Below are 20121 nucleotides of genomic sequence, written 5' to 3'. Positions count from 1 at the left end.
TCCTTTAAAAATGCCCACCCCGATTTGCAGGAGCAATCATGACCCGTCCAAAGAAAGCCGAGCCCGCCGCACACGCCGAGCCCTCGCGAATCCGTGAAGGCCTGCCCTTCCCGCTCGGCGCGACCTGGGATGGTCTGGGGGTGAACTTTGCGCTGTTTTCCGCCAACGCCACCCGCGTCGAACTGTGCATTTTCGACGATGCCGGCGAAGTCGAACTCGAACGCATCGAACTGCCGGAATATACCGACGAAATCTTCCACGGCTACCTGCCCGACGCGCACCCGGGCCTGATTTACGGCTACCGGGTCTACGGCCCCTACGACCCGGCCTACGGCCACCGCTTCAACCACAACAAATTGCTGATCGATCCCTACGCCAAGCAACTGGTCGGCCAGTTGAAATGGTCCGAAGCGCTGTTCGGCTACACCATCGGCCACCCGGATGCCGACCTCAGTTTCGACGAGCGTGACAGCGCGCCCTTCGTGCCCAAATGCAAGGTCATCGACCCGGCGCACACCTGGGGCAACGACCATCGCGTCAGCGTGCCGTGGGACAAGACCATCATTTACGAAACCCATGTGCGCGGCATCAGCATGCGCCACCCCGCCGTGCCGGATAACGTGCGCGGCACGTTTGCCGGGCTGATGGTCGACGATGTGCTGGAACACATCCGCAAACTCGGCGTGTCCACTGTCGAGCTGCTGCCGATCCACGCCTTCGTCAACGATCAGCACCTGCTGCACAAAGGCATGACCAATTACTGGGGCTACAACAGCATCGCCTTCTTCGCCCCGGACCCGCGTTATCTGGCCAGTGGCAAGATCGCCGAGTTCAAGGAGATGGTCGCGCACCTGCATGAAGCCAATCTCGAAGTGATTCTCGACGTGGTCTACAACCACACCGCCGAGGGCAACGAGCAAGGCCCCACTCTGTCGATGCGCGGGATCGACAACGCTTCGTACTATCGGCTGATGCCGGACGACAAGCGCTTCTACATCAACGATTCCGGCACCGGCAACACCCTCGACCTGAGCCACCCGTGCGTGCTGCAAATGGTCACTGATTCGCTGCGCTACTGGGCCAGTGAAATGCACGTCGATGGTTTCCGCTTTGACCTGGCAACCATTCTTGGCCGCTACCACGACGGTTTCGACGAACGTCACAGCTTCCTCGTCGCCTGCCGCCAGGACCCGGTGCTGCGCCAGGTGAAACTGATTGCCGAGCCGTGGGACTGTGGCCCCGGTGGCTATCAGGTTGGCAACTTCCCGCCGGGTTGGGTCGAATGGAACGACAAGTTCCGCGACACCGTGCGTGCGTTCTGGAAAGGTGACGACGGTCAGCTCGCCGACTTCGCCAGCCGCATGACCGCTTCCGGCGAGATGTTCAATCAGCGCGGCCGACGCCCTTACTCGTCAGTGAACTTCGTCACCGCCCACGACGGTTTCACCCTCAACGATCTGGTGTCCTACAACGACAAGCACAACGAGGCCAACGACGAAAACAACCAGGACGGCAGCAACAACAACCTGTCCTGGAACCACGGCGTCGAGGGGCCCACCGACGATCCGGAAATCAATGCGCTGCGTCACCGGCAAATGCGCAACTTCTTCGCCACCCTGCTGCTGGCCCAGGGCACGCCGATGCTGGTGGCCGGCGACGAGTTCGCCCGCACCCAGGACGGCAACAACAACGCCTACTGCCAGGACAGCGAGATCGGTTGGGTCAACTGGGACCTGAGCGAGGACGGCAAGGCGCTGCTCAAATTCGTCAAACGCCTGATCAAGCTGCGCCTGACCTACCCGATCCTGCGGCGCGGGCGTTTTCTGGTGGGTGAATACAACGAAGACATCGGGGTCAAGGACGTGACCTGGCTGGCACCGGACGCCACGGAAATGACCACCGAACACTGGCACGATGCACATAACCGCTGCCTGGGCATGTTGCTCGATGGCCGCGCCCAGGAAACCGGCATCCGCCGCAAGGGCGCCGACGCGACGTTGCTGCTGGTGGTCAACGCCCATCACGACATCGTCAACTTCACGCTGCCGGAAGTGCCTGAAGGTAGTTTCTGGACCTGCATGGTCGACACCAACCAACCGTCGATCCGCGGTCAGGAGCGCTTCGATTTCGGGCATCAATATTCGGTTACAGGGCGCTCGCTGCTGTTGTTTGAACTGCAACGCGACGAAGAAGACTGAGCGCAAGACACCGACACATCGGCCTCCACCGCTGGGTCTGCGATCACGACTTGAGAGTTACGGCACAGCTTGAATAAAAAAAACCGGAGCAGATTGATCTGCAACGCGACGAACCGTGCGTCTTGAGCAATACTCAGCATCGCGGCAATCCAGGGTTCGGAGCGCTGCAGGGTTATCAACCAGCCTTCACGGGTCAGACACGCGTTGCCGTGGGTGACTGAAGGCCAGACTCAACAAGGACGTCCTGCCCCATGAAACCGTTATCTCTCAGCGAAAGCGGCCTGCCGGCGCAAATCTGGAACAGCGCCGCGCAACTCGACAACATCCCCGTCATCAACACCCATAGCCTCGTGCCGCCCGGCGCGCGTGCGGTGGTCATTGCGCCACACCCCGGTGACGAAGTGGTGACCTGCGGCGGCTTGCTGCAACTGCTGTCTTCCCTTGGTCATCCCCTGCAATTGCTCTCGATCACCGACGGCAGCGCCAGCCATCCCGGCTCGCGCCAGTGGTCGGAAAAACGCCTGAGCGTGTTCCGCCCCCAGGAAAGCGTCGAAGCCTTGCGCCGCCTGGGCCTGCCGATGCACAGCCTGAAATGGGTGCGTGGCGGTTTCACAGACAATGCCCTGTTTGAACAGGAAGCCCAATTGACCGAGTTCATCTCGCGTTACCTGCGACCCGGTGACGTGGTGTTCAGCACCTGGTGCGAAGACGGCACCGAAGATCATGAAGTGGTCGGTCGGGCCAGCGCCAAAGCCGCACGACTGGCCGGTGCCAGCTACCACGATGTGCCGGTCTGGGCCTGGCACTGGCCCGAGCGCGATCAGGCACAGATTCCGTGGCACCGCGCGCGCAAGCTGCGCCTCGATACCTGGACCGTCGCGCGCAAGAGCCACGCCACCCACGCCTACGCCAGCCAGTTGAACGGCGAACCGGCCATCGGCATTGCACCGTTGTTGCCCAGGGCTATTCTGGAGCGCATGCGCCTGCCTTATGAAATTGTCTTCGTGGATTGAAGGCCAGGCGCGGGCAGTCACTCAATGTGAACTGCCCGCGCCCGGATCAGTCGCATGAAAAGGCAGTCATGATTCAGAGGAGCGACCGTGTCCAGCGACCCCAAGCGTCACGTCATCGACGCACAGCCCTTGAACCCGTCGACCATCCATCGCCTGCGGGTGTTGACGGTCAACACGCACAAGGGTTTTACCGCACTCAACCGCCGTTTCATTCTTCCGGAGCTGCGTGAAGCGGTGCGCAGTACCCGCGCCGACCTGGTGTTTCTTCAGGAAGTGGTGGGCGAACACGAACGGCATTCGAATCGCTACAACGAGTGGCCGCAAACCTCGCAGTACGAATTCCTCGCCGACAGCATGTGGAGCGATTTCGCCTACGGCCGCAACGCCGTCTACCCCGACGGTCACCACGGCAACGCCCTGCTGTCGAAGTACCCGATCCGCGAATACCGCAACCTCGATGTCTCGATCACCGGCCCGGAACGCCGCGGTCTGCTGCACTGCGTACTGGATGTACCGGGGCACGATGAGGTTCATGCGATCTGCGTGCACCTGAGCCTGCTCGAAAGCCACCGTCAATTGCAGCTGCAACTGCTCTGTCAGTTGCTCGAGTCCCTGCCGGAGGACGCGCCGGTGATCATCGCCGGCGACTTCAATGACTGGCAGATGCAGGGCAACCTCACCCTCTCCCGCCGCGACTACCTGCACGAAGCCTTCGAGCGTCATCACGGCCGGCCCGCCAAGACCTACCCGGCGCGCTTCCCGCTGCTGCGGCTGGACCGGGTCTACCTGCGCAATGCCAGCAGCCATGATCCGCAGATACTCGGCAACAAGCCCTGGACGCATTTGTCGGATCACTTGCCGCTGGCGGTCGAGGTGCATCTGTAGTTCGACCGCGCCACGAGTGTCTACACCAGCACCGACTACAGTCGCAATATTGACAGCAATGACCTGCGTGGCCTGGCAGGAAATCTGGGCGTTCGCATCAGTTGGCAAGCCGATAGCAGGCTAAGCAAACGCTCTGTTTCGCGGTTTCAGGTGTGTTTTTCCCTGCAAACAACAACTTAGATATGTGCAGAAAAACAAACGCTTGCAACCTCTGATTTAGCCATACCGCTCATCGTCCAATTTCTTGACGCAGGGACATCGGTCTTCTTAGCTCTACCTTACTACCCCCGGAAACACTACCCGGGGCGGGCCTTCGGACACTTGTAAAAACGGGTGGCTGCGGGTTCGCCTCGCTCCATTCGGTCGCCCCTCGTTCGGGGTAGGAGAGACGCCAAGGCGAGATACCACATGCGCTAGCAAGGTAGATCTTCATGAAAACCTCACTCACCCCACACGAGATCAAAATCACCTTTTGCACCGTTTCAAGTTCTATCTTGCTGTGCTCATCCATGGAGGCGCAGGCGGGTCCTGTGGCGGATGAGACCACGCCCTGGTATCGCCAGGACGTACCGATCCTGACGCTGCCCGCGACCGTCATCACCCCCGACCCGCAACGCTTGAGCCCGCGCCCCGACCTGCGCGGCAACTACCTGATCACCGAAGACCTTGCTCCCTCGGCCTGGGATCAACTCTACGGACAAGCCTCTCGCCAGGCACAGACCGACCTCCTCAACCCCGGGTTCGCGACACCCGGCGGCGGAGCGCTCAAAGGACCGCCAGTGCTGACCCTGCAAGGCAGCAGCGGCCAGACCCAACGGATCGGATTGATCAGCGGCACGTACCAGATCCAGGGCAACGGCAACGGTCTGATCGTCAACCGCGCCCTCGTCGATCCGACCACCGACACCCTCAACTTGCAAGGCCAGAGCCTCGGCGCCTACTACAGCCTGACCGGGTCTGAAGGCTGGCACGTCGACCTGTCGGCCAGCGGTGGCCGGGTCAGTGGCTTCAGCCGTAATGAACAGGGCGCGCGCCTGGCCACTGAGGGCAGTGCGATGACGTTCTCGGTGGAGGGCGGGTTCCCGATCGGCTTGAGCGAAAACTGGGTTGTCGAGCCACAGGCGCAGTTGATCAATCAGCGGATCACCCTCGACACGCCCTACGCGGGTTCGGGCAACGCTTCATCGAGTGACATTTCGTCCTGGAGCGGCCGGGTCGGCGCTCGGCTGAAAGGCAGTTACGACCTGAGCGGTCTGCCGGTCGAACCCTACGTTCGCACCAACTTGTGGCACACGGTGTACACCGGCAACACGGTGACCCTCGATCAGGTGGACAAGATCAGCAGCAGCCGCAAGTCATCGACGGTGGAGTTGGGTCTGGGTCTGGTGGCGAAGGTCACGCCGTCGGTGAGCCTGTATGTCAGCGCCGACTACAGCAGTGACGTGGATGACAATGATCTGAACGGGTTGATCGGCAGTCTGGGAATCCGGATGCGCTGGTAAGGACACTTCCGGTCGCCCTGCGGGAGCGAGCCGCTCGCTCCCGCAGGTTCTTCATCAACGTTCGGGCTTGAGGATCAACACCGCCAGTGGCGGCAGATTCAGCTCCAGCGACAACGCCTGGCCATGGCTCGGCACATCATCGGTGAACGCCCCGCCACCATTGCCGTAATTGGAACCGGCATAGGTGTCGGCATCACTGTTGAGCAACTCGCTCCAGCGCCCGGCAAACGGCACACCCACCCGATACGACTGACGCGGCACTGGCGTGAAGTTGGCCACCACCAACACCGGCGAACCGTCCTTGCTCCAGCGCAGCCAGGCGTAGACGCTGTTGATCGCATCGTCACCGATCAGCCACTGAAACCCTTGCGGCGCGTCGTCCTGTTCGTGCAGCGCCGGTTCTTCGCGGTACAAACGGTTCAGATCGCCAACCAGTTTCTGCACGCCTTTGTGCTCGGAATACTGGAGCAGATACCAATCCAGCTGCTGATCGTGATTCCACTCACGCCACTGGCCGAACTCGCAACCCATGAACAGCAGTTTCTTGCCCGGATGGGTCCACATGAAGCTCAGGTAAGCCCGCAGGTTGGCGAATTTCTGCCAGCGGTCGCCGGGCATCTTGTCGATCAGCGAGTGCTTGCCGTGCACCACTTCGTCATGGGAAATCGGCAGGATGAATCGCTCGGACCAGGCGTAGACCAGACCGAAACTCAGCTCGTTGTGATGATGGGCGCGGTACACCGGATCCTGCTGGATGTAATGCAGCGAATCGTGCATCCAGCCCATGTTCCACTTGTAGGCAAAACCGAGGCCGCCCTGCTGGGTACTTTGACTGACGCCGGGCCACGCCGTGGATTCCTCGGCAATCACTAAAGCTCCCGGTGCTTCCAGCGCCACCACATCATTCAAATGGCGAAGGAAGTCGATGGCTTCCAGATTCTCCCGACCGCCGTGGCGATTGGGCACCCACTCCCCGGCCTTGCGCGAATAGTCGCGGTACAGCATCGATGCCACCGCATCGACCCGCAATCCATCGACGTGGAAATGCTTCAGCCAATGCAACGCCGACGCCAGCATGTAGCCATGCACTTCAGTGCGGCCCAGGTTGTAGATCAGCGTGTCCCAGTCCTGATGAAAGCCTTCCAGCGGGTTGCCGTATTCGTACAGCGCGGTGCCGTCGAACTGCGCCAGGCCATGGGTATCGGTCGGGAAATGCGCCGGCACCCAGTCGAGAATCACGCCGATTTCCGCCTGATGGCAGGCATTGATGAACGCCGCGAACTCGTCCGGCGTACCGTAACGCGCACTCGGCGCGAACTGTGACAGCAACTGGTAACCCCAGGAACCGCCAAACGGATGCTCCATGATCGGCATCAGCTCGATGTGGGTGAAGCCCAGTTCTTTGACGTAGGGAATCAGCCGTTCGGCCAGCTCCGGCCAGGTGTACTGGCGCGCCACTTCACCCAGATCGTCGAGTTCACACTGCCAGGATCCGGCATGCAGCTCATAGATCGACAGCGGCGCATTGTGTTGCTGGCGCTCGCTGCGTCCGTTCATCCAGTCCTGATCCTGCCAGTCGACTTGCAGCGGCGAGGCGACTTTGGAAGCGGTGTCCGGCGGCAGGCTGGTGGCCAGCGCCATCGGGTCAGCCTTGAGCGGCAGGATACCGTGAGCGCCGAGGATTTCGTATTTGTACAGATCGCCCGCCTGCAGGCGCGGAATGAACAACTCCCAGACCCCGGACGGATGCCGCAGACGCATCGGATGCCGACGCCCGTCCCAGACGTTGAAGTCACCGACCACCGACACCCGTCGGGCATTCGGCGCCCACACGGCAAACCGCACACCGTCGACGCCATCGACGGTTTTCAGCTGCGCGCCGAGGCAACCGCTGAGGTCGCGATGATTGCCCTCGGCGAACAGGTACAAATCCATTTCACCGAGCAATGGCCCGAAGCTGTAGGGGTCTTCCGCGACCTGTTCGCCACCGGCCCAGCGGGTGCGCAACTGATACGGCCGCGAAGGCTCGAAATGCCCGACGAACAGCCCCGGCGTTTCGGTCGCCTCCAGCGGACCGCGCTCCTCGCCGGTGTCCTTGTCCAGCACCGTGACACTCAATGCACCGGGCAGATACGCCCGGATGAACTGCCCGCCGGCACCATCGCCGTGGGGTCCGAGAATGGAAAACGGGTCCTGATGTTCTGCGCGTACCAAGGCATCGATGTCCTTCGCCCTGGGCAGCAAGCGTTCTTTAACGTGACCCTGTTCCTTGTTCGAGAAACTCATGACTACTCTCCACCAAGATCGGAAAAGGGTTCAAGCCCCGTCAATAACCCATACAGACCGTGCAACGGCACGGGCAGCCAGGTGGGGCGATTTTCGGCTTCATAGGCCACCTCGTAGGCCGCTTTCTCCAGGCCGAACAACGCCAGTGCGGCGTCGGCACCTTCAGGATCTTGCCAGGCATGATCAAGACTAGCTGCCGCCCGGCGATATGCCTCGACAAATGCTTCGCGGGCCTCACGCAAATAGCGTTCGGCGACCCGGCGACGCGCCGCCTCTGCTTCGGGACTGTTGTCGACGTTGTGCACATTGATGGTCATCGCGGCGGCGTAATCGAATGAGCGCAGCACCCCGCTGACATCCTTGTACGGGCTGTGCTTGCCACGGCGCTCGGCCAGTGGCCGCGCCGGTTCGCCTTCGAAGTCGATCAGGTACGCGTCGCCCTTGATCACCAGTACCTGGCCCAGATGCAGGTCGCCATGGACGCGGATGCGCAAGCCGCCGGCGGATTTTTTCGCCAGCTCCTGCACATGGGCGAGGATGGTTTTCTTGTGGTCGAGCAGACGACCGACCAGCTTCTGATCCGCCGCATCAAGTTCGCCCTGATGCTGCTTGAGCAGCTTCAGCGCATGCTCGACCTGAGCGCCCACGTCCTTGCCGGTCGCCTGCGCATCCTTGGCCGAGCTGACCTGCGGTGCGAAGTCCTTGTTGTCGCTCGGAGCCGCCAGCACCTGATGCATTTCCCCCAGGCGCTGACCCAGCATGCCGGCGAAATCCTTCAGTTCGCCAAGCGCGTTGTAGTGTTGCGACTGTTCGGAAACGGCATCCGCCAGCTCGTCGCGCAACGCCCGTTCGAGGTTGTTCTGCGCCCATTCCCAGGCGTCGCCCTGATTGCTCAAATAGCCCTGCGCAATCATCAGCAAATTGTCTTCGCCCTCCCCGTCGCGACGAATCACCGCACCGAGCAGCGGGGAGATATTGGCAAACCCGGCGGCGGTCAGGTAAGCGCTCATCTCCAGTTCCGGGTGTACGCCGGACGCGACTTTGCGGATCAGCTTGAGCACCAGACTGTTGCCGATCACCACCGAACTGTTGGATTGCTCGGCGGACAGGTAACGCACTTCGGACTCGGCGCCGAGGCCGAGCTTGTCCAGTTGCGGCGTGGCTTCGAAACGGATGTCTCCGTCACTCGATTCCAGCACCGTGCCACTCTGCATACCTTGCAGCACCGCGCGAATGAACGCTTCAAGGCTGAAGGCATCGGTGATCAGCCCGACCTGACGTACCCGACGCACCCGCGCCAGGGCCAGTTGCTGCGGCAAGGCCGGTCCGACCTGATCTTCCGAAATGAAGCCGAACGGCAATTGGTAACGACTGCTCTGCCCGCCGCTGCTGACTTCGATTTCGCTGAGCAACACCGGATGCTGCGCGTCGCCGAAACGCACGCCATAGGCCAGCCGTACTTGCTCGATCGCCGCATCCTTGCCGGCGAACCAGCGGCGATTCTGCAACCAGTTCGGCAGGATGCCCTGTTCGAGGGTGACCCGGGACGGCGCCTCGAGCAGTTCCTCCATGCGTTTTTTCAGCACCAGCGTGGTGAAGTCCGGCAGGCTCTGCGCCGGTTCGACGTGCCAGCTCGGCATCTGGTTTTCCGCCGCGAGGCCAAACCAGTAGAAGCCGTAAGGCGCCAGGGTCAGCAGGAAATTCAACTGACCGATGGGCGGAAACGCATTACCGCCGAGCATCTCCACCGGCACCATGCCGACATAGGCCGACAGGTCCAGCTCTACGGCTTGGGCGCTGCGCGAGACGTTGGCCACGCACAGGATGATTTCGTGTTTGCCGTCAGGCCCGGTGTATTCGCGGGTGTAGGCCAGAACGCGACGGTTGGCCGGCGACAGCATCTTCAAGGTGCCGCGACCGAAGGCCTTGGACTGCTTGCGCACGGTCAGCAGGCGACGGGTCCAGTTCAGCAGCGAATGCGGGTCACCGGCCTGGGTTTCGACGTTGACCGACTGATAGCCGTACTGCGGGTCCATGATCGGCGGCAGCACCAGACTGGCCGGGTCGGCCCTGGAGAATCCGCCGTTGCGGTCGATCGACCATTGCATCGGCGTGCGCACGCCATCGCGGTCGCCGAGGTAGATGTTGTCGCCCATGCCGATCTCATCGCCGTAATACAGGGTCGGCGTGCCGGGCATCGACAGCAGCAGACTGTTGAGCAATTCGATACGCCGGCGGTCGCGCTCCATCAGCGGCGCCAGACGCCGGCGAATGCCGAGATTGATCCGCGCACGACGGTCGGCGGCGTAGTAGTTCCACAGGTAGTCGCGTTCCTTGTCGGTGACCATCTCCAGCGTCAGTTCATCGTGGTTGCGCAGAAAAATCGCCCATTGGCAGTTGGCCGGGATCTCCGGGGTCTGGCGCAGGATGTCGGTGATCGGGAAGCGATCTTCCTGGGCCAGCGCCATGTACATGCGCGGCATCAGCGGGAAATGAAACGCCATGTGGCATTCGTCGCCGTTGACGCCCTCGGCGTCGGTGTCACCGAAGTACAGCTGGGTGTCTTCCGGCCATTGGTTGGCCTCGGCCAGCAGCATGCGGTCCGGGTAGTTGGCGTCGATCTCGGCGCGGATCTGCTTGAGGACGTCGTGGGTCTCCGGCAGGTTTTCATTGTTGGTGCCGTCGCGCTCGATCAGGTACGGAATGGCATCCAGCCGCAAGCCGTCGATGCCCATGTCCAGCCAATAGCGCATCACCGACAGCACGGCTTTCATGACTTGCGGGTTGTCGAAATTGAGATCCGGCTGGTGCGAATAGAAACGGTGCCAGAAGTACTGGCCGGCCACCGGGTCCCAGGTCCAGTTGGACTTTTCGGTGTCGAGAAAAATGATCCGGGTGCCGTCGTACTTCTGGTCGTCATCGGACCACACATAGAAGTCGCGGGCCGCTGAACCGGGCTTGGCCTTGCGTGCTCTTTGGAACCACGGGTGCTGATCCGAGGTGTGGTTGATGACCAGTTCGGTGATGACCCGCAGGCCACACTTGTGCGCCTCTGCGATGAAGCGTTTGGCGTCGGCCATCGTCCCGTAATCGCTGTGTACGCCACGGTATTCGGCGATGTCGTAACCGTCATCGCGCCGTGGCGAGGGGTAGAACGGCAACAGCCAGATGGTGTTGACGCCAAGATCGGCGATGTAATCGAGTTTGGCGATCAGGCCGGGAAAATCGCCGATCCCGTCGTTGTTGGAGTCGAAAAAGGATTTGACGTGGACTTGATAGATAACCGCGTCCTTGTACCAGAGCGGGTCCTTGATGAAGGTGGCTGACTTGGGTTTCTTCGCCATGTGAAACTCCTGTTCGATGCATGAATGCGTCGGCCCGGATCAAGGGGCGGTGATCCGCCAGATCCCGAACGGCTGATAAGCCGGGTCGATCCGCATGAACTGGTACTTGCCGTGCCAGTCCCAGCGATGGCCGTTCATCAGGTCTTCGCCGTGGGTGGTGGCGTCGTCCGGCAGGCCCATCTCCCACAGTGGCAATTCGAAATTGGCCTCCTGCACGTGGTGCGGATCGAGACTGACGGCCACCAGAATGAAATTGCTGCCATCGGCGCTGCGCTTGCCGAAGTACAGAATGTTGTCGTTCCAGGCGTTGTAGATCTTCAGGCCCAGATGGCTGTGCAGCGCCGGGTTCTGCCGGCGGATGCGATTGAGCTGGGCGATCTCGGCAATGATGTTGTCGGGCGCATTGAAGTCGCGGACGCGGATCTCGTACTTCTCGGAATCGAGGTATTCCTCCTTGCCCGGCACCGGCGCCGATTCGCACAGTTCGAACCCCGAGTACATGCCCCACAGGCCCGAGCCCATGGTCGCCAGCGCCGCACGAATGAGAAACCCCGGACGCCCCGACTCATGCAGGAACGCCGGATTGATATCCGGTGTGTTGACGAAGAAATTCGGTCGGTAGCATTCGCGCCACGGCGATTCGTTGAGTTCGCTGAAATAGCTCGCCAATTCGGCCTTGGTGTTGCGCCAGGTGAAATAGGTGTAGCTCTGGGTGTAACCGACCTTGCCCAGCCGCGCCATCATCGCCGGGGTGGTGAACGCTTCGGCGAGGAAGATCACTTCCGGGTACAGCGTGCGCACATCGGCGATCAGCCATTGCCAGAACGGCAGCGGTTTGGTGTGCGGGTTGTCGACGCGAAAGATCTTTACGCCCTCCTCGACCCAGCCGACGACGATGTCGCGCAGCTCGACCCACAGGCTCGGAATCGCTTCCGGCGCATAGAAGTCGACGTTGACGATGTCCTGGTATTTCTTCGGCGGATTCTCCGCGTATTTGATCGTGCCGTCCGGCCGCCAGTTGAACCAGCCCGGATGTTGCTTGAGCCACGGGTGATCCTGGGAACACTGGATGGCGAAATCGAGGGCGATTTCCAGACCATGATCAGCAGCAGCCGCCACCAGTCGACGAAAGTCCTCGCGAGTGCCGAGCTGCGAATGAATCGCTTCGTGCCCACCTTCTTCGCTGCCGATCGCATACGGGCTGCCCGGATCGTCCGGCCCTGCAATCAGGGAATTGTTGCGGCCCTTGCGGTGGCTACGACCGATCGGGTGGATCGGCGTGAAATACAGCACGTCGAAGCCCATGTCCTGAATCATCGGCAACCGCGCATGCACATCATTGAAGGTACCGTGACGGGCGGGATCGTCGGTGATCGAGCGGGGAAACAGCTCGTACCAACTGGCGAACCCGGCCAGTTCGCGCTCGACGTCCAGCGGAAATTCATTGCTGATGCTCAGATACGGGCGGTGATCGGCCTCAGTCATCAGTTGTGCACTCTGCGGGTGCAGAAACAGCGCCACCTGCTCGGTTTCGAGCAGCCCGGACAATTCGTGGTGCAGCGCCGCCAGCCGCTCACTGAGCGGGCCTTCGCTGCGTTCGGCCGCCTGTTGCACCATCGTGCGGCCCTCTTGCAACTCCAGGCTGACCGGGACGGCGGCGGTGTGCTTTTTCTCCAGCTCGTACTGAAAACTGGCGAACAGGTCGATCCAGGCTTCGATCAGGTACAGATAGCGGCCCATGCGCTGGGGCCGGAACCGGCCCTCCCAGCCATTGTTGCCCTGATCGGCCATGACTTCGCTTTGCCAGACTTCCTCGCCTTCTTCGCGCCAGCGGATGCGCACCGCCAGTTTGTCGTGACCATCGGCGAAGATCTTGCTGGTGACCACGATTTCGCGCCCGACCACAGCCTTGACGGCAAACTGCCCGCCCTCCAGCGAAGGCTGAGTGTTTTCGATGACGATGCGTGGCAGAAGCAACGCCTGCGACAGCGGGATGTGCGGGTTGTAGCTCTGTTCGGAGGGTTTTTCAGCAGTCATTGAGCATCTCTCCTTAACGCCCCAAGGACGCTCGCTTGCCTGTTTGGCGATCACGGCCGGGCCTGCGCCCGACGATGAACTCTCTCAGGTTCCGAGCGACCCTCGCCGGCAAAAGTTCACAGGGATTTGCCCCGCCACAAAATCGGATCGAATTCGCGGTGAAGTGGTCAACCCACTTAAGCACTTCTCACGCCATGTGCCACACGGAGGTTCATCTGATGAGTATTCCGATCCCCGCTGAAACGCCCGATCCGAACATCGACAAACCCGTCCTGCCCGAAACCGAGCCGCAGCCGATCCCCGAACAGGAGCCACCGGGCACCACGCCGCCGCCCAAGGAAGAGCCACCGACGACCATGCCGCCAGTGATCGTCTAGCGACCATTAATCGGTTGCGCAGAACGATCACTCGGGGCTGCGCCCTAACCTTTCAACACCCTTGGAAAAAGGACAGCCCCATGACCGTGCGCATCGAAAACCAGACCTGTTTTTTCGCCACCGAAAACGGTGAGCAGATTCGCCTGTGCGGTGACCTGACAATAATCACCGACAGTGAAAAATCGATGTCAGCCGTGGAAATCGAAGGCCGGCGCATTTACATCACAGAAGCTGAAGCCGATGCGCTGACCGTCGCAGGCGCCCGAGACGGACGCAAACACCTCAAGGCCACCGACAGTGATTCGGTGATTTGACTGACCCCGGTCAAGATCCTGCGCAGACGTCTGGGATAGGCGTCTGCGCCCCGCCCCGTCAACTGCTTCAAGTTGTCGCAGGGCCGGGCGCAAAACCCATCTGATACGCTTTTTATTGAAATACCTGAGTCTGTTATGCAAACAGATCGGCGCTCATAGTTCACTGGCCTGATGGAGGCTGATGAGCGAACGACCATGAGCGAACGAATCCCCGTCCGAACCGTAGAAGCAACGCCTCACATAAAAAAAGTACCGGCGCGCCCAATGAAGGCGAAGAACGCCAGCAGCGACAACCAGATCTTCACCCGCAGCTTCACCGGCCTGTTCCGCACCTTGCGCATGAGCGGCGCGGGGTTTCTGTTCCTGTTGTTTTTCGGCACCGTGTGGCTGAACTGGGGCGGACGTCAGGCGGTTCTCTGGGACCTTTCCGAAAGCAAGTTCCACATCTTTGGCGCGACCTTCTGGCCGCAGGACTTCATTCTGCTGTCGGCGCTGCTGATCATCGCCGCGTTCGGCCTGTTCGCCATCACCGTGTTCGCAGGCCGGGTCTGGTGTGGTTACACCTGTCCGCAGAGCTCGTGGACGTGGATCTTCATGTGGTGCGAGAAGATCACCGAAGGTGAACGTAACCAGCGGATCAAGCTGCAAGCTGCACCGTGGAGCCTGAACAAACTGGCACGGCGTGCAGCCAAGCACACACTGTGGCTGGCGATCAGCGTGCTGACCGGCCTGACCTTTGTCGGCTACTTCACCCCGATCCGCCCACTGGCCGAAGAACTGCTGACCCTGCAGATCGGCGGTGTCAGTCTGTTCTGGGTGCTGTTTTTCACCGGCGCCACCTACATCAACGCCGGCTGGCTGCGCGAAGCGGTGTGCATGCACATGTGCCCGTATGCGCGGTTCCAGAGCGTGATGTTCGACAAGGACACCCTGGCAATTTCCTACGACGTGGCCCGTGGCGAAAACCGTGGCCCGCGCAAACGTGACGTGAAGCCGGCCGAAGCCGGCCTCGGTGATTGCATCGACTGCCAGTTGTGCGTGCAGGTCTGCCCGACCGGCATCGACATCCGCGACGGCCTGCAAATGGAATGCATCGGCTGCGCAGCGTGCATCGACGCCTGCGATTCGATCATGGACAAGATGAATTACGCCCGAGGCCTGATCCGCTATACCTCTGAGCGCGAGTTGCAGGGTGGCAAGACGCACTTGCTGCGTCCAAGGCTGATCGGTTACGTCGCGGTGCTGGTGCTGATGATCGGTGCCCTCGCCCTGGCCCTGGTCGAACGGCCGATGGTGTCGCTGGACGTGACCAAGGACCGTGGCCTGTTCCGCGAGAACGGCCAGGGCCAGATCGAAAACATCTACACCCTCAAAGTCATCAACAAGACCCAACAGCGCCAGGACTACAACCTGAGCCTGGTGGATGGCGACGGCTTCCAGCTGCAAGGCAAGACCGAGCTGAGCCTGGCAGCAGGCGAGATCATCGATGTGCCGGTGTCGGTGGCGATGATCACGGAACGCCCGGCCAGCAGCTCGCAGACCTTGAGCTTCAAGATTGCCGACAGCGATGAGCCCGAGGTTTATAGCGTGGCGAAGAGCCGGTTTGTTGCGCCGATGAATCGTTGAACCTTTAAGATGCAACCCTTTGTGCCAATGGCGCTGCGCCCATTGGCACAACCGTTTTCCAAATCCCATCCATTGCAGGACACCGATGAAACGCTACGAAAAATTCGCCGACGACATCGCTGAACTGATCCGCTCCGGCGTCCTCGGCCCCGGTCAGCGGGTGCCGTCGGTGCGCTACGCGAGCCAGACCTATGGCGTCAGCCCGTCCACGGTGTTCCAGGCCTATTACCTGCTGGAACGTCGCGGCCTGATCCGCGCCCGGCCGCGCTCCGGCTATTTCGTCAACACCCACGCCCCGAGCCCGTTCTCGGAGCCGGTGATCAGCAGCCAGGTCAACGAATCCACCAAGGTCGACGTCAGCGAACTGGTGTTCTCGGTACTGGAATCGATCAAGGATCCGAGCACCGTACCGTTCGGCTCGGCTTTCCCCAGCCCCGAACTGTTCCCGCTGCAACGCCTGTCACGTTCGCTGGCCAGCGCCGCCCGGGAAATGGACCCGCGCATGGTGGTCACCGACATGTCGCCGGGCAACCCGCAACTGCGCCGGCAGATCGCCCTGCGCTACATGGTCGGCGGGCTGATGCTGCCGATGGAAGAACTGCTGATCACCAATGGCGCCCTCGAAGCGCTGAACCTGTGCCTGCAAGCGGTGACCGAACCCGGCGACCTGGTGGCCATCGAGGCCCCCGCGTTCTATGCCAGCCTGCAAGTGCTCGAGCGGCTGAAGCTCAAAGCCGTGGAAATCCCCGTGCACCCCCGCGACGGCATCGACCTAGGTGTGCTCGCCCAGACCCTGGAGCGGCATCCGATCAAGGCCTGCTGGTGCATGACCAGTTTCCAGAACCCGATGGGCGCGACCATGCCCGAGGCCAAGAAACAGGAACTGGTGGAACTGCTGAAACGCCATCAAGTGCCGCTGATCGAAGACGACGTCTACGCCGAACTCTATTACGGCCAGCAGGCGCCGAAACCGGCCAAAGCCTTCGACACCGAAGGACTGGTGATGCATTGCGGCTCGTTTGCCAAGAGCCTGGCTCCCGGCTACCGCATCGGCTGGGTCGCCGCCGGACGCTACGCGCAGAAGATCGAACGCCTGAAACTGATGACCTCACTCTGCGCCTCGATGCCGGCCCAGGCGGCCATTGCCGACTACCTGCAACACGGCGGCTACGACCGTCACCTGCGCAAATTGCGCTATGCCCTGGAAGAACAGCAAAGCGCCATGCTCGCGGCCATCGCCCGCTACTTCCCGGCCCAGACCCGCGTGAGCCAACCGGCCGGCGGCTATTTCCTGTGGCTGGAACTGCCACCGCAGATGGATTCGTTGAAGTTGTTTCAGATGGCGTTGGCGCAAGGCATCAGCATTGCGCCGGGGCCGATTTTCTCGCCGACTCAACGATTCAGGAATTGCATCCGGCTGAACTACGGCAGCCCGTGGACCGAGAGTTCGGAAAAGGCGATGGAGACGTTGGGGCGGATTGTGCGGTCGTTCTGAGGATCACTGTCGTGTTGATCGTTCCCACACCGTCTGCGTGGGAACGATCTTTCAACGATCATTAAGCTTAACGCCCGCCGCCGAGATCGACGAAGGTCCCGGTGGCATACGAAGCCTTGTCCGACAGCAACCACACAATCGCCTCCGCCACTTCATCCGGCCGCCCGCCTCGGGCCATCGGAATCGCCGACTCCAGCTTGCTGACCCGATCCGGATCGCCGCTCAAGGCGTGGAAATCGGTGTAGATGTAGCCCGGGCGCACCGCGTTGACCCGAATCCCCTCGCCCGCCACTTCCTTGGACAGACCGATGGTGAATGTGTCGAGCGCGCCCTTGGACGCGGCGTAGTCGACGTACTCATTCGGAGAGCCCAGGCGCGCAGCGACCGAGGAGACGTTGACGATGCTGCCGCCCTGCCCGCCGTGTTTGGGCGACATGCGCAGGATCGCATGCTTGGCGCAGAGGATCGGCGCCAGAACGTTGGTTTTCATGATTTTGAGGATGCGGAATTCGGACATTTCGTCGACCCGCGATTTGTGCCCGACGGTGCCGGCGTTGTTCACCAGTGCGGTGACCCGGCCCAGCTCCGTGTCGACCCGATGAAACAGGCCGATCACTTCGTCTTCGATACTGACATCGGCGCGCACGGCAATGGCAGTGGCGCCGCGTTCACGCACCTGGTCGAGTACGTGGTGGGCTGCCTGTTCGTCCGTCTGGTAATTGATGCAGATCCGATAGCCTTGCTCGGCAGCCAACAGCGCAGTGGCGGCCCCGATTCCGCGACCGCCGCCAGTGATCACAATGACTTTATCCATGCAGGCTTTCCCCCCAATGCACACGTAACAGTCGCAGGAAGAATAACCGTCATTGCGGGGTTTTGCATGGCCTGTGTCAGTCGTTCAGTTCACCGCCAATGGCTTGCCACGCACGATGTCCTGCAGGAAGCGATCCGCCGGCATCGGGTGGCCGAGCAGATAACCCTGCAGCGAATCGCAGCCCAGTTGCGTCAAAAAGTCCTGCTGCACGCCGGTCTCCACGCCTTCGGCCACGATGCGCAGGCCCAGCGCCTGACCGAGCGCGACAATCGCCGAGACGATGGCGGCGTCGTCGCTGTCATGCTCCAGGTCGCGGACAAAACCGCGATCGATCTTCAACTCGTTGGCCGGCAGGCGCTTGAGGTACATCAGGCTCGAATAACCGGTGCCGAAGTCATCGATGGAAAGATCGACGCCCATGTCGGACAGTTCCTGCAACACCGTCATGCTCGCGTCGGCATCGCTCATGGCCGTGGTTTCGGTGATTTCCAGGGTCAGACTGTTGGCCGGCAAGTGGTGAGTGGCCAAGGCCTTGGCGACGCTTTGCACCAGCCCGGTGTGGCAGAACTGCAACGCCGACAGGTTCACTGCGATTCGCCAGTCGGTGTAGCCCAGCACGTACCACTCGCGCATCTGCCGGCAGGCTTCGTTGAGTACCCATTCGCCGATCGGAATGATCAGCCCGGTCTTTTCGGCCAGATCGATGAACTTGTCCGGCATCAGCATGCCGTGGAGCGGGTGCTCCCAGCGCAGCAACGCTTCGGCACCGACCGGACGCCCGTCGGCCGCGTGGAACTTGGGTTGGTAATGCAGGCTGAACTGACTGTGTTCCAGCGCCGCACGCAGGTCCTGCAACAGTTGCAGCTGCTTGCGGGCGTTGCTGTTCATCGAGGCGTCGAAGAAGCTGTAGCCGTTCTTACCGCCGCCCTTGGCGTGGTACATCGCGGCGTCGGCGTTCATCAGCAGTTCCTGGGCGTTCTGGCCGTTACCCGGGTACAGGGCGATGCCGACGCTGGCGGAAATCTGCAGGTCATGTTCGGCCACGCGGAACGACTGCGCGATCAAGCCGACCTGACGCGCCGCCAGACCCAGTGCATCGTTGGGCTCGGTCAGGCGCACCAGCAAGACAAATTCATCGCCGCCGATCCGCGCCAGCGTGTCGAGGCTGCGCAAGTCTTCGCGCAGACGCACCGCCACTTCGCGCAGCAACTGGTCGCCCATGTGGTGACCGAAAGCGTCGTTGACCGGTTTGAAGCCGTCCAGATCGATGAACATCAGCGCAAAACAACCGCCCTGCTCGTTGACCTTTTTCATCGCCTGATTGATCCGGTCGTCCAGCAGCATGCGGTTCGGCAGGCCGGTCAGGGTGTCGTGCAGGGCCAGTTGGGTGAGTTCGCGGTTGGCCACGGTCAACGAATGGGCCAGATCAGCGGTGCGCGCTTCGAGGCGGGCATCGAGAATCGAGGTCAGCAGTGCAATGCTCAGCACCGCGAGCGTGGTGATCAGCACCAGATTATCGAGGCCATTGCCATTCAGACCGCTGAGCGCTGCGCCGCAGAAACTGCCTTCGGGAAACCGCGCCGCCGCCATGCCCGTGTAGTGCATGCCGACAATCGCGATGCCCATGACGATGGCTGCGCCGGCACGAAACAGGCGCACGTAAGGCGAATGCTGACGAAGACGAAAGGCAATCCACAATGCGGCGGCCGACGCGCCGACGGCGATCAGCAGCGAAGCGCCGAACAGCGACGGATCGTAATCGATGCCCGGTTGCATGCGCATCGCGGCCATGCCGGTGTAGTGCATGGCGCTGATGCCGGCGCCCATGATCAAGGCGCCGAAGGCCAGTTGCCAGGCCGGCAGTTTCGGCTGGCTGACCAGCCACAGCGCAAAACCGCAGGACAGCACGGCGATCAGCAATGAAAGCGCCGTGATCGGAATGTCATAACCCAGGCTGATCGGCAGTTTGAAGGCCAGCATGCCGATGAAGTGCATCGACCAGACGCCGATGCCCATGGCGAACGCCCCGCCGGCCGTCCACAAATGCACGGCGCGACCCTTGGCGGTGGCGATGCGCCCTGTAAGGTCGAGCGCGGTATAGGACGCGAGGATCGCCACACACAGCGAAATGAAAACCAGCGTGAAGGAATAACTACCGATGAGCATGAGAATTCTCGTGACCACCCCACCGTACTGCTTCCGTTCTCAGCGGGGCCAAATGCGCCGATTG

At 61.5% G+C, this 20121-nt stretch carries 13 protein-coding genes; 8 read left to right on the top strand and 5 right to left on the bottom strand.

Annotated features, from left to right (window positions below; translation table 11 throughout):
* Positions 1-38 precede the first annotated feature (38 nt).
* From glgX to IF199_RS14055, 4 genes are all read left to right on the top strand, one after another.
* Complete coding sequence (glgX, locus tag IF199_RS14070) at positions 39-2198, top strand: glycogen debranching protein GlgX (RefSeq protein ID WP_192560800.1); 2160 nt, start codon at positions 39-41, stop codon at positions 2196-2198.
* A 251-nt stretch (positions 2199-2449) separates the two neighbouring features.
* Positions 2450-3211 (top strand): PIG-L deacetylase family protein, encoded by a 762-nt coding sequence (locus IF199_RS14065; RefSeq protein ID WP_096820270.1) that lies wholly within the window; start codon positions 2450-2452, stop codon positions 3209-3211.
* 87 nt (positions 3212-3298) lie between these two features.
* Positions 3299-4096: an endonuclease/exonuclease/phosphatase family protein gene (locus IF199_RS14060; protein ID WP_096820269.1), complete on the top strand. Its 798-nt coding sequence runs from the start codon at positions 3299-3301 to the stop codon at positions 4094-4096.
* 431 nt (positions 4097-4527) lie between these two features.
* Positions 4528-5598, top strand: a complete 1071-nt coding sequence (locus IF199_RS14055) for an autotransporter domain-containing protein (RefSeq protein ID WP_192560799.1) — start codon at positions 4528-4530, stop codon at positions 5596-5598.
* A 54-nt stretch (positions 5599-5652) separates the two neighbouring features.
* Here IF199_RS14055 and glgB read toward each other — a convergent pair whose 3' ends face one another.
* From glgB to IF199_RS14040, 3 genes are read right to left on the bottom strand one after another with little or no spacing between them, the layout of a single operon-like run.
* On the bottom strand, positions 5653-7884 hold the full coding sequence (gene glgB / locus IF199_RS14050; protein WP_102621365.1) for a 1,4-alpha-glucan branching protein GlgB: 2232 nt from the start codon (positions 7882-7884) through the stop codon (positions 5653-5655).
* A gap of 2 nt (positions 7885-7886) precedes the next feature.
* Complete coding sequence (gene treS / locus IF199_RS14045; protein ID WP_192560798.1) at positions 7887-11228, bottom strand: maltose alpha-D-glucosyltransferase; 3342 nt, start codon at positions 11226-11228, stop codon at positions 7887-7889.
* A gap of 39 nt (positions 11229-11267) precedes the next feature.
* Positions 11268-13265 carry an alpha-1,4-glucan--maltose-1-phosphate maltosyltransferase gene (locus tag IF199_RS14040; RefSeq protein WP_192560797.1) on the bottom strand — a complete coding sequence of 666 codons (1998 nt, stop codon included), beginning with the start codon at positions 13263-13265 and terminating at the stop codon, positions 11268-11270.
* Positions 13266-13483: 218 nt separating this feature from the next.
* On the opposite strand from IF199_RS14040, the gene IF199_RS14035 reads away from it, so the two are divergent.
* The 4 genes from IF199_RS14035 to mapR all read left to right on the top strand — a co-directional run bounded on the left by IF199_RS14035 (position 13484) and on the right by mapR (position 17077).
* Complete coding sequence (locus IF199_RS14035; RefSeq protein ID WP_173861372.1) at positions 13484-13642, top strand: hypothetical protein; 159 nt, start codon at positions 13484-13486, stop codon at positions 13640-13642.
* Positions 13643-13722: 80 nt separating this feature from the next.
* Positions 13723-13956, top strand: a complete 234-nt coding sequence (locus IF199_RS14030; protein WP_096820264.1) for a DUF3203 family protein — start codon at positions 13723-13725, stop codon at positions 13954-13956.
* Between the two features lie 195 nt (positions 13957-14151).
* Positions 14152-15582 carry a cytochrome c oxidase accessory protein CcoG gene (gene ccoG / locus IF199_RS14025; RefSeq protein WP_192560796.1) on the top strand — a complete coding sequence of 477 codons (1431 nt, stop codon included), beginning with the start codon at positions 14152-14154 and terminating at the stop codon, positions 15580-15582.
* Between the two features lie 85 nt (positions 15583-15667).
* Entirely contained in the window at positions 15668-17077 is a 1410-nt protein-coding gene (gene mapR, locus IF199_RS14020; RefSeq protein WP_096820262.1) for a GntR family transcriptional regulator MpaR, read from the top strand.
* A gap of 67 nt (positions 17078-17144) precedes the next feature.
* On the opposite strand, the gene IF199_RS14015 is transcribed toward mapR, so the two are convergent.
* Positions 17145-17891, bottom strand: coding sequence for an SDR family oxidoreductase (locus tag IF199_RS14015; RefSeq protein ID WP_096820260.1), 747 nt, complete (start codon positions 17889-17891; stop codon positions 17145-17147).
* Between the two features lie 84 nt (positions 17892-17975).
* A complete protein-coding gene (locus IF199_RS14010; RefSeq protein ID WP_192560795.1) occupies positions 17976-20057 on the bottom strand; it encodes a putative bifunctional diguanylate cyclase/phosphodiesterase in 2082 nt (693 codons plus the stop codon).
* Positions 20058-20121: the final 64 nt, after the last annotated feature.

It is taken from the genome of Pseudomonas allokribbensis (assembly GCF_014863605.1).
Taxonomy (GTDB): domain Bacteria; phylum Pseudomonadota; class Gammaproteobacteria; order Pseudomonadales; family Pseudomonadaceae; genus Aquipseudomonas; species Aquipseudomonas allokribbensis.
Note: the sequence above shows the minus strand (reverse complement) of the source record. Positions and strands in the feature narration are given on the sequence as shown.